Source organism: Nocardia altamirensis NBRC 108246, from assembly GCF_001612685.1.
GTDB lineage: Bacteria > Actinomycetota > Actinomycetes > Mycobacteriales > Mycobacteriaceae > Nocardia > Nocardia altamirensis.
In genome coordinates this window covers 39019-55703 of the sequence record NZ_BDAY01000022.1, presented here as the reverse complement: position 1 = coordinate 55703, position 16685 = coordinate 39019, and the positions used below count along the sequence as shown (strand labels likewise).

The 16685-nt window shown below is 67.4% G+C and carries 11 protein-coding genes; 9 read left to right on the top strand and 2 right to left on the bottom strand.

Annotated elements, in window-relative coordinates:
• Position 1 precedes the first annotated feature (1 nt).
• The 7 genes from NA11_RS14670 (at position 2) to NA11_RS14640 (ending at position 7626) form a co-directional block, all read left to right on the top strand.
• On the top strand, positions 2–586 hold the full coding sequence (locus tag NA11_RS14670; protein ID WP_174567690.1) for a biotin transporter BioY: 585 nt from the start codon (positions 2–4) through the stop codon (positions 584–586).
• Positions 579–1697 (top strand): class I adenylate-forming enzyme family protein, encoded by a 1119-nt coding sequence (locus NA11_RS14665; RefSeq protein WP_069162431.1) that lies wholly within the window; start codon positions 579–581, stop codon positions 1695–1697. The genes NA11_RS14670 and NA11_RS14665 overlap by 8 nt, the downstream gene beginning before the upstream one ends.
• Complete coding sequence (locus NA11_RS14660; RefSeq protein WP_069162430.1) at positions 1694–2821, top strand: thiolase family protein; 1128 nt, start codon at positions 1694–1696, stop codon at positions 2819–2821. The genes NA11_RS14665 and NA11_RS14660 overlap by 4 nt, the downstream gene beginning before the upstream one ends.
• On the top strand, positions 2818–3498 hold the full coding sequence (locus NA11_RS14655) for an energy-coupling factor ABC transporter ATP-binding protein (protein WP_069162429.1): 681 nt from the start codon (positions 2818–2820) through the stop codon (positions 3496–3498). Before NA11_RS14660 ends, NA11_RS14655 begins: the two co-directional genes overlap by 4 nt.
• On the top strand, positions 3495–4097 hold the full coding sequence (locus NA11_RS14650; protein WP_069162428.1) for an energy-coupling factor transporter transmembrane component T family protein: 603 nt from the start codon (positions 3495–3497) through the stop codon (positions 4095–4097). Before NA11_RS14655 ends, NA11_RS14650 begins: the two co-directional genes overlap by 4 nt.
• Positions 4090–5493, top strand: coding sequence for an AMP-binding protein (locus NA11_RS14645; protein ID WP_069162427.1), 1404 nt, complete (start codon positions 4090–4092; stop codon positions 5491–5493). Before NA11_RS14650 ends, NA11_RS14645 begins: the two co-directional genes overlap by 8 nt.
• 624 nt (positions 5494–6117) lie before the next feature.
• Entirely contained in the window at positions 6118–7626 is a 1509-nt protein-coding gene (locus NA11_RS14640) for an aldehyde dehydrogenase family protein (protein ID WP_069162426.1), read from the top strand.
• Here NA11_RS14640 and NA11_RS14635 read toward each other — a convergent pair whose 3' ends face one another.
• Positions 7627–11859 carry a MupA/Atu3671 family FMN-dependent luciferase-like monooxygenase gene (locus tag NA11_RS14635; protein WP_069162425.1) on the bottom strand — a complete coding sequence of 1411 codons (4233 nt, stop codon included), beginning with the start codon at positions 11857–11859 and terminating at the stop codon, positions 7627–7629.
• Positions 11860–12073: 214 nt separating this feature from the next.
• On the opposite strand from NA11_RS14635, the gene NA11_RS14630 reads away from it, so the two are divergent.
• Together NA11_RS14630 and NA11_RS14625 are read left to right on the top strand one after the other, a co-directional pair.
• Positions 12074–12838 carry an alpha/beta fold hydrolase gene (locus NA11_RS14630; RefSeq protein ID WP_069162424.1) on the top strand — a complete coding sequence of 255 codons (765 nt, stop codon included), beginning with the start codon at positions 12074–12076 and terminating at the stop codon, positions 12836–12838.
• A 330-nt stretch (positions 12839–13168) separates the two neighbouring features.
• Positions 13169–15157, top strand: a complete 1989-nt coding sequence (locus NA11_RS14625; protein WP_245745881.1) for a phosphocholine-specific phospholipase C — start codon at positions 13169–13171, stop codon at positions 15155–15157.
• 5 nt (positions 15158–15162) lie between these two features.
• Here the strand turns inward: NA11_RS14625 and NA11_RS14620 are convergent, their stop codons facing one another.
• On the bottom strand, positions 15163–16536 hold the full coding sequence (locus tag NA11_RS14620; RefSeq protein ID WP_084654623.1) for a phosphatase PAP2 family protein: 1374 nt from the start codon (positions 16534–16536) through the stop codon (positions 15163–15165).
• Positions 16537–16685 lie beyond the last annotated feature (149 nt).

Here is a 16685-nt window from a genome sequence, read left to right as displayed (position 1 = left end):
CGTGGCTGGAGTCGAGAACTCTCGGGGGGCGCGTTTCGCCCTCTCCGCGCGAGACATGGCGCAGATCGCGGTCTTCGCGGCGCTGATCGCGGCGATGGGCCTGCCCGGCGCCATCACGGTCGGCTTCAGCGGTGTGCCGATCACCGTGCAGACACTCGGCGTCATCCTGGCCGGTGCCGTGCTCGGCGCGCGCAAGGGGACCGCGGCGGTGCTCGTCTTCCTGGCGCTGACGATGATCGGGCTGCCCTTGCTCTCCGGTGGCCGCACCGGATTGACGGCGATGGCGGGACCCAGCGCCGGATATCTCGTCGGATGGGCCCCCGCCGCCCTCGTCATCGGGCTGCTGACCTACCGGATCCTGCCGAAGTATCCGATCGTGCTCGGCCTGCTGATCAACGCGCTCGGTGGGCTGCTTGTCATCTATCTGTTCGGCACCGTCGGGCTGTTGATTCGCACCGACCTGGACCTGTCGCACGCGATCAGCACGAATTTCGCGTTCATTCCTGGAGATCTGGCGAAGGTCGTTGTCGCGACAGTGGTCGCGAAGGGAGTGCACCGCGCGTACCCGGGCCTGATTCGTGCGTAGTCGGGAACTCGGCGGCGCCGGCGAACAGCCTGCCCTCGAATTCGACGGCCGCACTTACACCTACGGCGAACTCGACCGTGCCATCGAGCAATGGATCGAACGGCATGGGTCCGGCGATTACGACGCCTCGACGCTGTCGGTGCCCGAGGCGTTGATCTGCGTGTGCGCCGCCGCCAGGCTGGGCGTGCCGGTACGTGTCGAAAACCCTGCTGCCAGGCCCGAGCGCCCGAGCATTCCGCCGTCGGCGTTTCTGCTGGTGACGACCTCCGGCTCGACCGGGAGGCCGCGGCCGCTGGCCCGCACGGCGGCGTCCTGGTACGACAGCTTCCCGGCCTTCACCGCGATCACCGGCGTCGCGCCCGCCGATCGGGTGCTGATCACCGGGCCCTTGCACGCGACGATGCATCTGTTCGGCGCGCTGCACGCGCTGTGGGTCGGAGCGTGCGTCACCGACGATCCGGCGCAGGCCACCGTGGTGCACGCGGTGCCCGCAGTGCTGCGCGAGGTGATCGGCCTGGCGCCGACGCTGCGGACCGCGATCGTGGCAGGCATCGCGCTGGACGAGGGTGCGGCTGCGGCGGCGCACGGCGTCGAGATCATCGAGTACTACGGGTCCGCCGAGGTTTCCCTGGTCGCGGCACGACGAGTGCCCGAACCGCTGCGCCTGCTCGACGGCGTCGACGTACAGATCCGCGACGGGCTGCTCTACGTGCGGACCCCGTATCGCGTGCTCGGTGCGCCCGAATGGTTCGGCGTCGGCGATCTCGCCGAGCTCGGCGCCGACCGTGCGCTGACGGTGCGTGGTCGGGGCGAATCGGCGATCAACGTCGGCGGCACCACCGTGGTCGCCGAGGACGTCGAGCGCATTCTCGCGACGCTCGACGGCGTCGTCGCGGTCGCGGTGATCGGTTCACCGCACGCGGTGTTCGGGGAAACCGTCACGGCCGCAGTACAACTCGACGACGGCATCGGGATAGGCACGGTGCGCGCGCAGGCACGCGCCGTGCTGGGGCGCGAGGCGATGCCGCGCCGCTGGGTGCCGCTGTCCGCGTTGCCGAAGACCGCCAGTGGCAAGGTGGCCCGAGGGCAGCTGAAAGACTTACTGACATGAGTCCGGTCCCCGTTCTGGTAGCGCCGCGTCGAACACCGATCGGCAACGCCGGGCACGGGTTGGCCGACCGCACCGTGGCCGAGCTGGCCGCCCCGGTGTTGCGCGAGGTGGTGTCGTCGCTGCGTGCGGCAGGCGTCGGCGCCGAGGTGGACGATGTGGTGCTCGGCAACTGCCTCGGGCCCGGTGGCGATCCCGCGCGGATCGCGGCATTGCTGGCCGGACTCGGCGAACACGTGCCCGGCGTGACCGTCGACCGTCAGTGCGGTTCCGGACTCGACGCGGTCATGCAGGCGGCGCTGCGGGTGCGCAGCGGCGCGGACGAGCTCATTCTGGCGGGCGGCGTCGAATCGGCGAGCACCGCGCCGTGGCGCTACTGGCCACCGGACGCGGGCGCCGAACCCGTGCGATATACCCGCGCTCCCTTTGCGCCACCGGGCTTTCCGGATCCCGACATGGGTGCGGCCGCCGACGACCTTGCCCGGGTGCGCGGCATCAGCCGCGAGCGGCAGGACGCCTACGCGGCGCGCTCCCACACGCTCGCCGCGGCCGCCGACTTCTCGGCGGAGATCGTGCCGATCGGTGCGGTGCAGCGCGATGAACGCATCCGCACGGGTATGACGCAGGCCCGGCTTGCTCGCCTGCGCCCCAGTTTCGGCGCCGAGGGCACGGCGACCGCGGGCAACTCGTGCGGGATCTCCGATGGCGCTGCGGTTCTCGCGGTCACCAGCGAGTCACTGGCGGCCGGGCTGCCCGCGCTCCGGATACTCGGCTCGGCGGTCGCGGGATCCGATCCGGCGTACCCCGGGCTCGGTCCGGTGCCCGCGATCCGAAAACTGCTGAAGCGCACCGGGTTCGAGGTGGCCGACCTCGGCATCGTCGAGATCACCGAGGCCTTCGCCACGGTCGTGCTCGCGGTGTCGGACGAATTGGGGCTCGACGAATCCCTCCTCTGCCCGCAGGGCGGCGCCATCGCGATGGGCCACCCGTGGGGCGCGTCCGGCGCGATTCTGCTGGTGCGGTTGGCAAGTCAGATGTTGCGCGCGGACGGACCCAGGCTCGGCCTGGCGGCGTGCGCCATCGGCGGTGGGCAGGGGATCGCGATGTTGGTGGAGCGGGTGTCGTGACCGAGATCGTCTTCGATTCGGTGAGTCATGCGTTCGGGGATCGAAAAGTGTTGCGCGATATCTCGCTTCGCATCACTGAGCGCCGGGTCGGGATCATCGGGTCGAACGGATCAGGCAAGTCGACGTTGGCCAGGATGATCAACGGTCTGCTGAAACCGACGTCGGGCACGGTCACCGTCGACGGTGTCGACGCGGCACGGAAGGGTGCGCAGGTCAGGCGCAAGGTCGGTTTCGTGTTCACCGATCCCGACACCCAGATCGTGATGCCAACGGTCGCAGAGGATCTCGCGTTCTCGCTGCGGCGGACCGGTCTCGGGAAGCCGGAGATCGCGGCACGAGTGGACGAGATGTTGGCGCGGTTCGGCCTGCACGAGCACGCCGACCATCCCGCGCATCTGCTCTCGGGCGGCCAGAAGCAGTTGCTCGCCATCGGCGCCGTCCTCATCCGCAGGCCCGAGGTGATCATCGCGGACGAGCCGACCACCTTGCTCGACCTGCGCAACGCGCGGATCGTCGCCGACGCGCTCGACGCCGTCGATCAGCAGGTGATCGTCGTGACACACCAGCTGGCGCTGCTGGACAGCTTCGAACGCGTGATCGTCATCGATGACGGCGCGGTGGCGTTCGACGGCACACCCGACGCCGCCGTCCCCGCCTACCGGGCACTGGTCGAATGATCGGGCTGTACCGCCCGGGGAACTCGCTGCTGCACCGGATGCCCGCGGGCGCCAAGCTACTGCTGTTGATCGTGGCGATCGTGGCGGCAACGGTGTTCGTGCAGACCCCGGTGCAGGTCGGCGCGGTCGGCATCGCGGTGGCGGGGCTGTTCGCGGTTGCCCGCATTCCGTGGCGCGTCGCGGTGGCGCAACTGCGGCCGGTGGTGTGGATGTTGTTGATCATCGCCGCGTTCCAGGTGTGGCTCACCTCGCCGGCGCGGGCCGTCGTGGTGTGTGGCGTGCTGTTGGTCTCGGTGGCGCTCGCCGCGCTGGTCACGCTCACCACCCGGGTGACCGATCTGCTCGACACCGTGACACGGTCACTCGGACCGCTGCGCCGGATCGGCGTCGATCCGGAACGGGTGGGATTGTTACTGGCACTGGCCATTCGGTGTGTGCCGCTGCTGGCCGGGATCGTGCACGAGGTCGCGGAGGCGCGGCGGGCCCGCGGCCTGGACTGGTCGATGACGGCGCTGGTCACGCCGGTGCTGGTGCGGGCGCTACGCACCGCGGACGCGATGGGTGACGCCCTCGCCGCGAGAGGAGTGGACGATGACTGAGCTGCTTGCCGAGCGGATCGCCAGGCACGCCGCCGAATACGCCGAGTCGAGCGCCGTCGTCTCCGCGCGGGAGCACGTCGACTATCGCGAATTCTGGTCGCGGGTGACCCGCACCGCCGCTGGGCTCGATGGCATGAATCGGGTTGCCGTGCTGCCGACTTCGGATGTCGAGTCGTTGGTCGTGGTGGCAGCGGCGATGCATGCCGGGGTGAGCGTGGTGCTGCTGCACCGGCATCTGCTGCCGAACCAGCTGAGCCGGGTGCTCGAGCTCGCGAAGCCCGGCGCCGTTGTCGCCGCACCGCCGCATCATCGGCGGGTGCGGAAGCTGGGGTTCGACGGGGATATTCGGACCGTGGCCGGGCTGGCATCGGCGGGCGAGTCAGGCACGGCACGACCGGAGACCGAGCTGTTGGTCGGCGTCACGTCCGGCACCACCGGCGAACCGAAGTTGTTCGTGCGCAACCAACAGTCGTGGTCGACGACCCTCGATCGTTCCGACGCCACCTTCGATATCGGCGGTGGCGATCGGGTGTCGGTGCCCGGCGTTCTCGATCACACGCATTTCCTGTACGGCGCATTACACGCGCTGACGCGTGGTGCGACAGTGGACTTGCGTTCCGCCGTTGAGGCATTGAACGACGGTGCGACACATCTGTATTCGGTGCCCACCGTGGCCTGGGACGTAGTCCGCTCCGGGACAGGTCCTTTCGAACGAGTTCGCGAGGTGTTGTCCTCGGCGGCGCGGTGGCCGCGTACGGGAAGGCAAGCGCTGCAAGAGGTTTTGCCGAATGCCGCCCTCGTCCATTTCTATGGCGCGTCCGAACTGAGCTTCGTTTCGTTCGATCGAGGTCTCGGCGCCGAGGACGAGAAATCGGCGGGCAAACTGTTCGACGGTGTCGAGGTGGATATCCGGGACGGCTTGGTATTCGTGCGCAGCGACATGCTGTTCGACGGCTACCTCACCGAGCGCGGCGTGGTCGACGGCCCGGCCGACGGGTGGATGTCGGTGGGGGACCGGGGCGCGGTGGCCGGTGACCAGCTCCGGTTGTTCGGTCGCGACAGCGAGATGCTCATCCGTGCGGGGCTCAACGTCGAACCGGCCGCCATCGAGGCCGCGCTCACTGCACTGCCCGGCATTGCCGAGGCCGCGTGTATCGGCATCCCCGACGCACGCATGGGTGAGGCGCCCGCAGCCGCGATCGTGGTGGACGCGAATGCCCCTGACCTGGACGCTATCTGGCGTCATCTGCGCGCAACGCTGCCGACGCCGAGCATTCCGGTCCAGCTTCTTACGATGGACAGCCTTCCACGTACGCCGCGCGGCAAACTCGACCGCCAAGCGCTGGCCGTGGTTTTCGGCGGCCACCGCGGGGCAGCGGCGGGTCCGAACTCGTAGCGAGCCTGCCTCGGGCGAGCCAGGGCTCGACGGTGGTCCTGCCCCGTGTCCGCGCGACACGGGGCAGGTAGCTCACAGCAGGGTTATTGAGCTAACGCACCGAGTGATGCGCTTTCAGAGTCCTCCGAGGAGGAGGTGCAGAACACTTCCGACAACGTCGATCAAACCGGCGAGCAAACCCATTGTTGTCTCCTTAGATCTCGTTACCGAAGAAAGGTTCTCCTTTCTTCGAGAGGGAGCTTACCGCCATTGTTATTTCCTCTTGGTTACACATTGTCACAAGAGAGTTTCCGAGTAAAAATAACGACCGGTATGTTGATAGATATGGCATTCGGCCAGGTCGGCTTGTGCGGGGTGCTGAATTTGAGAGTTCCTGACACAGGCGAGATTTGGCGAGTTATTCTGTGCTGTTGGAGTGGTGACGGCCGCGATGCGTGGTCGTCGATCGAATGTGAAATGTGCCGATATATTCGACAGAATTATCCGAGCTGAATTCCGGGCGGTTTCGGGGTTGTCTTATTCATCGCCGCATGCCAGTTCGAATAATGAGAATTTCGGATCCGGCCGTATCGTTTTTCGGCAATACGGTCGACTCGATGGCCGCCGGTCGATAGGATTTCGAGGATGATCGAAAAGCAATCGAGCGTGGTGGACGAACGTTTCTCCGCCAGGGTCGGGGAGACCTTCCGGTCGTTCGATCCGGCCACCGGCGCGGTGATCGGCACCTACCCGGTGCACACTGCCGTCGAGGTCAACGAGGTCGTGCAGCGCTCGCGCGAGGCACAGCCGTCGTGGGCGGAGATCGGCTTCGGTGAGCGCAAGCGAATACTGACGTCCTGGCGATCGGCGTTGATCAAGCGGCGCGACGAAGTGGTAGACCTGCTGCACGCGGAGAACGGTAAATCGCTGGAGGACGCGACAATCGAAGTGATCGTGGCCGCCCAACATATCGACTGGGCCGCCAAGAATGCGCGAAAAGTACTGGGGCCGCGGCGAACCGCCTCTGGACTGTTCATGATGAATCAGCGGGCCACGGTGGAGTACCAACCGCTCGGGGTCATCGGCGTACTCGGTCCATGGGACTTCCCGCTCTTCGGTCCGGTCGGCACCGCCGCCTACGCCCTGGCAGGCGGCAACACCGTGGTCTTGAAGCACAGTGAGTACACCCCGCAGGTCGGCGAGTGGCTCGCCGACAGCTTTCGCCGGGTCGCGGGTGACGATCGGCTGCTGCACACCATCACGGGCGCCGATGCGACGGGCGAGGCGCTGTGTCGCTCCGGCGTCGACAAGATCAGCTTCACCGGCTCGCTGCCCACCGCGCGAAACGTGATGTCCGCCTGCGCCGAGACGCTGACCCCGATGCTGATCGACGCGGGCGCCACCGACGTCATGCTCGTCGACGAGGACGCCGACGTGGCGGCCGCCGCCGACGCCGCGGTGTGGGGTGCGATGAGCAATGCCGGACAAGTCTGCATCTCGGTCGAGCGCGCGTATGTGCACGAGCAGGTCTACGCTGCCTTCGTCAGCAAGGTCGTCGAACTGGTCGGCACCGTGAAAGCCGGTGTGGGACAACCGGTCGGCCCCATCACGATGCCGGAGCAGGTGGCGGTCGTCCGACGGCACCTCGCCGACGCGCACGAGCGCGGCAGCCGCGCGCTGACCGGTGGCCTCGACGGCATCGGCGACCGATATATCCAACCGACCGTGCTGGTGGACGTGCCCGAAGACGCGCTGGTCATCCGGGAAGAGACCTTCGGTCCGGTGCTCGTCGTCACCGCCGTCGCGGACATGGATGAGGCACTCGCCAAGACGAACGCCACCGGATTCGGCCTCGGCGGCGCGGTCTTCGCCCGCTCCCGCGCTATGGAACTGGCGCGCCGCATGCGCTCCGGCATGACCTCGATCAACTCGGTGGTCGCCTATGCCGGGGTGCCCGCGCTCCCGTACGGCGGGGTCGGCCGTTCCGGCTTCGGCCGGATCCACGGGCCGGACGGTCTGCGCGAATGGACCGCCGCGAAAGCGATTACCAGGCAGCGGTTTCCGAGTCCGGTGCGGACGACCACGTTCACTCGCCGTCCGGTCGACAATCGGATGCTCGCCACCCTTGCCCGAATTCTGTACGGGCGCGGCTGATCACCCGCCGATGACCCGCAGCTCCCGGCCCACCCGCTCGAATACCGCCAACGCCCGATCGAGCTGGTCGATCTCGTGCACCGCCGTGACGGTGGTCCGGATCAGTGGTCGCTCGGCAGGCACCGCGGGCGCGATCACGCAGTTGGCGTAAACGCCCTCGTCGACCAGGCGTTTGGCGAACCGGAGGCACAGCACTTCGTCACCGAGGAACACCGGAACGATGGTGGTGCCCGCGGTGCCGGTGTCGAAGCCCAACTCCGACAGGCCATTACGCCAGTACCAGGACAGTCCGCGCAGTGTCGCGACCCGATCGGGTTCCGCCTCGAGAATCTCGAGTGCGGCCGTTGCCGCGGCAACGGCCGGTGGCGAGATCGCCGCCGAAAACAGTTGGGATCGACCGTAATACCGCACCCAGTCGAGCAGGTCGTTCGGGCCTGCCAGCCAGCCGCCGACCGAGGCCAAACTCTTGGAGAAGGTGCCGCTGAGCAGATCGGCCGCGCCGACCATGCTCAGCTCCTCCTCGACGCCGCGTCCGGTCGCGCCGATCATGCCGAGACCGTGCGCGTCGTCCACCGCCAACGGCACCTGGTGCCGATCGCACACCGCGCGTATCTCGGCCAGCCTTGCGATATCACCGGACATCGAATACACGCCGTCGACCATGACCATCGCGGGCAGCCCGCCCGCCTCGGCACGGAGCCTGCGGTCGAGATCGGCACTGTCGTTGTGCCGGAACTGGATCAACCGGCAGCCGCCGATCGCCGCACCGTCATAGATCGAGGCGTGGCATTCCTCGTCGACGAGCAGCGCTGTGCCCGGACCCATGAAGGCCGACAACAAGCCGAGATTCGCCTGGTATCCCGTGGTGAACAACAGTGCGTCCGGCCGATCGACGAAGCGCGCGAGCCTGCGCTCCAGCTCGCCGTGCGCGGGGGTCGACCCATTCATCAGGCGGGATCCGGTGACGCTCGGCCCGTCCCGCAGCGCCGCCGCGGCGGTCGCCTCGCGGACCCTGCGATCCGCGGTGAGCCCCAAATAGTTGTTGGAGCCCAACATGATCAGCTCTCTGCCCTCGAACTGGCAGGTGGCACCGTCGGATTCGCTCAGATCCGGATAGAACGGCAGCAGATCCGCCGCGCGCAACCGGGTGGCCAGATCGAAGTCCCTGGCCTTGGCCAGCACGCCGCCGCTGGTGCGCAGCGCGAGCGCCTGCCGGTTGCGCAGGGACACCCCGAGATCCTCGTCGGCGGGCGGCGTCGGCGCCGCAGCGGTCGGCCATCGGTCGCGCAGGTCCGCCAGATGCCGCAAGCTGTCGAGGACCCGCGCCCGGTCGACGCCGAAGTCCACCAGGCAGGCGATCTCGTCGACACCGGCCGACACCAGCTCGTCGATCAGGTGCACGGCATGGTCAGGGGTGCCGAGCAGCGCACTCGTGTGGAAGTAGCGTGCGAAGGCGTAGTCGAGGACACGACCCTGTTCGGCCTCGCTCAGGTTGTTCAGCGGCTCCGCGCCGCGGCGCCACAGATCGACCGAGTCGCGCAGATACTCCTTGAACGGCTGCTCGACCACCTGCCTGGCGTAGTCCTCGTCGGGGTCGAGGAAAGTGTGCAGCATCAGCGTGACGTGCCCACCGTGCGGATCGTGGCCGTGCGCCGCCCTGGCTTTGCGGTACGCGGCGATCTTCGTGCGCAGCTCGTCGACATCCTGGAACAGCAACGCGGTCAAGACATTTGCGCCGAGTTCCCCGGCCTGTTCGAACCGGCCGACCCCGCCGCTACAGGTGATCCACATCGGCAATTCGGGTTGGACCGGTGGTGGGAAGGTACGCACCTCGATCTGCTCGCCCTTGCCGTTCGGCCGGGTGATTGCCTCCCCGCGCCACAGTCGCCGCACCTGGTCGGCGCCTGCGAGCATGACCTGCTCGCGGTCGGCGTAGTCGTCGGTGGCGAGCACGAAGTCGTCCGGATTCCATCCGGTCGCGAACGCGATATCGACCCGGCCGCCGGAGAGGTTGTCGACGACGGACCACTCCTCGGCGACGCGCACCGGATCGTGCAGCGGCAGGACGACACTGCCCGCGCGGATCCGGATCCGTTCGGTCGTGCGCGCCAGCACACCGCCGAGTACGGCCGGATTCGGGAACAGCCCACCGAAACGGTGAAAGTGCCGCTCCGGCAGCCAGACCGCGCGGAAGTCGTTGACATCGGCGAAATCGGCGCAGTCGAGGAAAAGGCCGTACCGATCCTGATTGTCGGGCTCCGCATCGCTGGCGAAGAAGAACAGGCTGAACTCGACTGGGGCACTGCGTGTTTCCGGCACCGGCGCCAGCGGCATCGGCTCGATGAGGTCCGGCGGGTCGATCTGCTGAGCCGAGGTGACGGTACGCGCCTCGATGTCGGCCGCAAGCCGGTTGAGCGTCAGGCCTTCGAACAGCCGCTCCGGCGCGACCGAATAGCCGAACTTGCGCTCCACATACGTACCGAACTCGCTGGCCTTCACCGAGTCCAAACCCATTGCCGTCAGCGGCCGCTCGGCATTGACCGCCCATGGCGCCACACCGATCAGCTGTGCCAGCCAGCCGGTCAGCTGCTCGGCTACGCTCTCGACGAGAAACTCGTCTCTGGCCTTCAGCCGCTGCACCTTGCCGCTGGTTGTTCTCGGCAGCTGGCCGGGAGCGAGGAAGACGACACGGTGGATATCGAGCCCGTGGTCGTGCGAAATCGCCTGCCTGATCGAGGCTTCCAGCTCCGCCAAGGATTGGTCGAGCTTGCCCTCGTCGACCTCGAGCAGCACCGCGAGCGCTTCCGTCCCTGCGACGTCGACACCGACGGCCGCGCACCGGCCCCGACGCAGCGCGGGATGCTGTGTCTCGATGGTCCATTCGATATCCTGCGGCGCGATATTGCGGCCACGGATGATGATCAGCTCTTTCACCCGGCCGGTCACGTACAGCTCGCCGTCGCGCAGGAAACCGAGATCGCCGGTGCGCAGATAGGTGGCCGGATCGCCGGGCAGTCGGGCGTGGAAGGCCGCCTCGGTCTCCGGCTGCCGACTCCAGTACCCCTCGGCGACGCTCGGCCCGGTCAACCAGATCTCGCCGATCTCACCGGACGCCACGCGGTGTCGGCCGTCGAGGTCAGCAATGACGGCGCTGCCGCCTGCGACCACGCCACAGCTGACGATGTCGCGGCCCGATACCTGGGTCGAGCGCACACCGGCGCCACGGTCCGTCACGCTGACGAACAAGGTCGACTCGGCAAGACCGTAACCGGGAAGCAGGCTTTCGCGACGGAACCCGGCGGGTGCGAAATGGTCCGCAAAGCGTTGCAGCGCACGCTGATTGATCGGCTCGGCGGCCACGAACGCGACATCCCAGCTGCTCAGATCCAGCTCGGCCACCGCGTCGGGAGACACCCGCCTGACGCTGTAGTCGTAGCAGACGTTGGGCCCGCCGCTGGTCGTCCCGCCGTGGTCGGACAAGGCGCGCAGCCACGTGAGCGGGTCGCGCACGAAGGCCTCCGGCGACATCAGCACCACCGGAAAACCCGCGTACAGCGGCTGCAACAACCCGCCGATGAGCCCCATGTCGTGGTGCGCAGGCAACCAGATCACGCCCTTGCTGTCCGGCGTATGCCCGAAGGTGCGCTCGATGACGCCGAGATTGTGCATCAGATTCGCATGGGTCACCATGACCCCGCGCGGCGTCCGTGTCGAACCGGAGGTGTACTGCAGGAAGGCGATATCCCCCGGATCGGCCGCAATCGGCTGCGCCAGTACGTGTCCGGTCGGTTCGTCGTTGGCGACCCACGCCAGCCCCGGTAACGGCGGGTAGTCCAGGCTCGCCGCGCGCAGCGCCTCGACCGTCGCCCGCGGCGCCATGATGGTCGTCGCCGCACAGTCGGCCGCCATCGTCGCGAGCGCGGCCAGGTCCGAGAAGGCCGCTCCTGGTTGGTGATTCGCGACCGGAACCGGGATCCGGCGGGCCAGCAGGCAGGCGAAGAACGACGCGAGGAAGTGCGGCCCGAACACCGAGACGACCAGCACCCGGTCGCCGGGGGCGCCGATATCGCGCACCTTCGTCGCGAGGTCGACGGCAGCCGCGTACACCTCGTGATAGGTGAGCGTGTCCGCACCGCCACCTTCCGATAGGTAGGTGAAGGCTGGTCTGTCGGGCGTCTCGGCGGCCCGGTCGGTCAGCACATTCAGCAGCGTCGAAGGACGGCGCAAGGACACAACACTCCCCGTGAGGCGATCGTGGGCGCACGCCGGGGGCGAAGAGCGCACGATCGACGTATTCGATTCATCGGCTCTTCGGACCAGTCAACAAGGTGGCCCGGTGGCCGGGCAAGCCCTCAGAACAACGGGCAAGCCTTGCCGAAGTCGTCGTGTGTAGTGCGGTCGGTACCCTCGTCGAGACGTTCGACCGTTAGTGGATAAGGAGTGGTCAGTGCCCATCGCACGGAGTAACGGACTGAAGATCGCCTACGAGGTCTTCGGGGATGGACCGCCACTGGTGTTGCACCCCGGCATGTTTCAGATCGGTGCGCATTGGACGGAGGCGGGCTATACCTCGGTCCTGGCGACCACCCACACGGTGATCCTGGTCGATCCGCTCGGCCTCGGCGCCAGTGACGCACCGCAGGACAAAGCGGCGTACGCGTTGTCCAAGCGGGCCGACTCGATCACCGCGGTGCTCGACGAGGTCGGCGCCGACAAGGCGGCGTACTGGGGATACTCGCTCGGCGCGCTGACCGGCTTCGCCGTGGCAGTGCACGCGCCCGAACGCCTCACCAGGCTGGTCGCCGGCGCGTTCGACCCCATCGACGGGTTCGATTCGGCGCTGGACCTGATGCGCGGCGAACTCGGACTGCCTGCCGACGCCGACATGTACCCGCTGATCGAACAGGGCTCCGCGGCCGACCCCACGCTGGCCGCGGTGATCGAGGCCGCGAACCCGGCGGCGCTGCGCGCGAACTACGCGGCGTTCTCCACCGAGCCGGGCCTGCATGCCCAGTTGGCCGAGGTCGACGTGCCGATGCTCATGTACGCCGGTGCGGACGACATGTGGCACGACGCCATGCACACCTTTGCCGAGCGGACTGGCACGCCGTTCACTTCGGTGCCTGGGCTGGGTCACGTCGCCGCATGGAGTGATTCGGCCGCGGTGCTGCCCGTCGTGCTGCCGTTCTTGGCCGCGGATCGGGCCTCCTGATCGAGACATTCGATCGTCGTCGATGTGGTGCGCGCGACAAACTTTCTGTCGCGTTGTACCATTCCATCGTCAATTCATGACAAATGCGCCCACGTTGCCGCAGCAGTGCCGGTCGAGAATTCTCTCGCACTGATCGGACGCGACTCATTCGGTTTTACGTAATGGGGGGTTTACGGCGCATTTGTTTACGGCCCAGAAAATCGGCATGAGATTCGCGAACGCCATTTGCTGTGCACGTTCTCTGTCAGACCGAGAGGCAATGCGGTGCCCCGAAGCGGTTCGAGTTTTCCCAGGCGACGATTCATCGGAGGCGCGCTCGGCGCGGCCGCGGTGACCACCGGTTTGCAAGCCTTGCCGTCCGGCATGGCCGAAGCGCTCGCCGCGCCTGGCAAACGCGGCACACTGAACGATGTCGAGCACGTGGTGATCCTGATGCAGGAGAACCGGTCCTTCGACCACTATTTCGGCACGATGCGCGGGGTGCGTGGACTCGCCGACGCGAGTGCCCTGGTCAAGCCCGACGGCCGAAACCTCTACTACCAGCCGGATTCCGGCCGTTCCGACGGCGGCTATCTGCTGCCCTTCCACATCGACACCACGGTGGTCGACGGCCAGGACACCGGCGATCTGCCGCACGGCTGGGACGATCAGCACCGCGCGGTCCGTGACGGCTGGAGCGATGGCTGGATCGCGGCGAAAGGCGAGATGGCCATGGGTTATTTCACCAAGGCCGACATCCCGTTCCACCGCGCGGTGGCCGACGCGTTCACCGTCTGCGACCACTACTACTGTTCGGTGCTCGGCCCGACCACGCCGAACCGGCTCTATCACTGGACCGGAACCATCGACGCCGCAGGGCAATTCGGCGGACCGGCAACCGGCAACCCGCCGAACTACAAGCCGGTCTATCGCTGGACCACCTATCCGGAGCGCCTGCTGGCCAAGGGGATCAGCTGGAAGGTGTACGCCAACGACGAGATCGGCGACGACTCGGGCCGCCATCCCTTCGTCGGCGACTACGGTGACAATCCGCTGTGGCTGTTCGATGCCTACCACGATCCGAAGAACACCGAACTGGCTTCGCGGGCAAAGGTATTCGGCGAGAACAACTGGAAGCCGGATTCCGGTCGTGGCAAAGACGTCGGCCACGTGCTCACCGATTTCGTCGCCGACTGTGCCGCCGGACGGCTGCCGCAGGTTTCCTGGGTCGTCGCGCCCTACGGCTACTCCGAGCATCCGGCGGCCCGCCCCTGCGACGGCGCGGCCTACACCCAGGCGGTGCTGAAAGCGTTGTGGGGCAATCAGAAGCTGTGGGATTCGACCGCCCTGCTGATCAACTTCGACGAGAACGACGGATTCTACGATCACGTGCCGCCGCCGATGGCGCCGCAGGGCACCCCTGGCGAGTACGTCAACGGCCAGCCCATCGGACTCGGCCCGCGGGTGCCGATGCTGGTGATCTCGCCGTGGAGCCGCGGCGGCTGGGTGAATTCGCAGGTGTACGACCACACCTCGGTGATCCGCTTCCTGGAGAAGTGGACCGGCGTCGCCGAGCCCAATATCTCGGCGTGGCGCCGGTCCATCTGCGGCGACCTCACCGGGTGCTTCGACTTCGCCAAGCCGGACGTCACCATCCCGATGCTGCCCGACGCCAATGCACTGAGGGCGCAAGCCGATGCGACCCAGAGTTCGCTGCCGAAGCCTGCGCCACCGGCAACGGGCAGCCAACAGCCGCCGACCCAGGAACCGGGCACCAGGCCGGCCAGGCCGCTGCCCTATGCCCCGACGGTGACCGGAATCCTCGCTGCCGGAGGCGCTCTCACCACGACGTTCCGCAACACCGGCACGGCTGACCTCCAGCTGGCCGCCTATCGCGCCGACGGCCGCACCGACGGGCCGTGGCGCTACGACGTGAAGGCAGGCGACGCCGTCTCCGACACCTGGAACATCAAGTTCTATCCCGGCACGAAATACGCCATCGCGGTGCACGGCCCGAATCGGTTCCTCTGGCGGCTGGCAGGCACCGCGAGTTCACCGCTGGAAGTGATCGCGGGCTACACGCCGGACAACAAGCTGCAACTGTCGATGACGAACAAGGGCACCAAGCAGGCCACCGTCACGGTCAAGGCCAACAGCTACCGGAAAGACGGTCCGTGGACCTACAAGATCGCGGCAGGCAAGACCACCACCGATACCTGGAACGCGCTCGGCAACGGCAAGGGCTGGTACGACCTTTCGCTGACTGTGGACGTCGACCCGGCCTACGAGCGCCACTTCCGCGGGCACATCGAGAACGGCCAGGCCAGCGTCACCGGATGATCGGGTCAGGGGTTGGACACGGCATCGACCTGTTCGCGGGTAACGGATGCGGTGACGGGCGGTTCGCTGGCACTGTTCGGTCCGAACCAGGCCGCATAGAACATGGCAACCAGCGCGGCGAGCGTGCCGAGGATCGCGACACCGAACGGGATCGGATGTGCCGCCATCGATTCGGCGAGGTAGCGGGTGCACAGCAGCACGCCCGCGAACGTGACGACGCCCATGATCACCACTTGGATCCGGCCGCGATCCCACCCCCGCGCCGGATCGCGCAGCACGGACTCGACGGTCAGGCACAACGCCGCGCCCGCAACGAGATCGACGCCGTAGTGTGCACCGAGCCCGAGTGTCGCGATGAGGGTGCCCACCAGCCAGAACGCCCCACCCCAACGCAACCAGAGCGGCCCGCGCCGGGAATGAATGAACAGCGCGAGCGCCCACGCGGTGTGCAGCGACGGCATGCAGTTGCGCGGGGTGATGGTGTCGAACGGCATCGAATCCACCGGGAACGGCAGCGCCGGAATGGTATTCGGCCAGACGTCGGCGAGCTCCATGCCGTGCCCTTCCGGTCCGAAGGCGAGTATCGGGCCGACCACGGGGAACAACACGTATCCGATCGGGCCGATGAGGCCGAGCACCAAGAACGTGCGCACCAGATGATGCTGTGGCCATCGACCGGCGGTCACCCCGCGCAGCTGCCAGACGGCGACCACGATGGCCGCGACGGGCAGCTCGAAGTACACCCAGCGCACCAACCCGACTGCCGCAGGTCCTGCCACGTCGAGCGCATGGCCGACGAGCCACGACGGATTGCCGAGCGCCTGATCGGCCAGTTGCGTGTACGGATCGAGGACGAGCGGGCAGGCCCATGCGGTGATGTCCAACCAGATCTCACCGACCTTGGTCGCGAGGATGAGCAGCGCACCGAGTGCGATGGTGCGCAACGCCGTTTCGCGCCTGGCGCCGTGCCACCGCACGACGGCGAGCACCGCGAGCGCGGTGAGCACTATCGTCGGACCGTTGCCGACCGTGAACTTGGCGCCCTCGATCGCCCGGATGGCCACGAAGATCAGATCGATGCCGATCGCGGCGGCCAAGGCGATCACGCGCACCCGGGTCGTGACGCCGACCAGTGCGAGCAGGAAGCCGGCCCACGAGGTGGTCGCCGACTTGGGCGTCCCGACGTAGTCGCGGAAAAGGCTGGTCAACGGGCCGAGCGCGTGGATATGAGCGGACATGAGCTGTCCGGCAACGAGAACGAGCACCGCCGCGGCGATGCCGGACCAGATGGTCAGTGGTCGAAAGTGCCGCTCGTGCCGCGCAACATCCACTCGCTCGGGCGGTGGGGGCGAGCTGCGTTGCGCGTCGTGAGTAAGCATCCGGACATCGTAAACATCGGATGAACACCACCGTGCAGGCTGATTACGGGATGTCGACGCGGGAGCGGGCGTCGGAGCTTCGACGGCGGCCGTTCGGTCGGGACGCGCACGAACGGCGCGGCCTCACACGGAGGCCGCGCCGTCGTGGA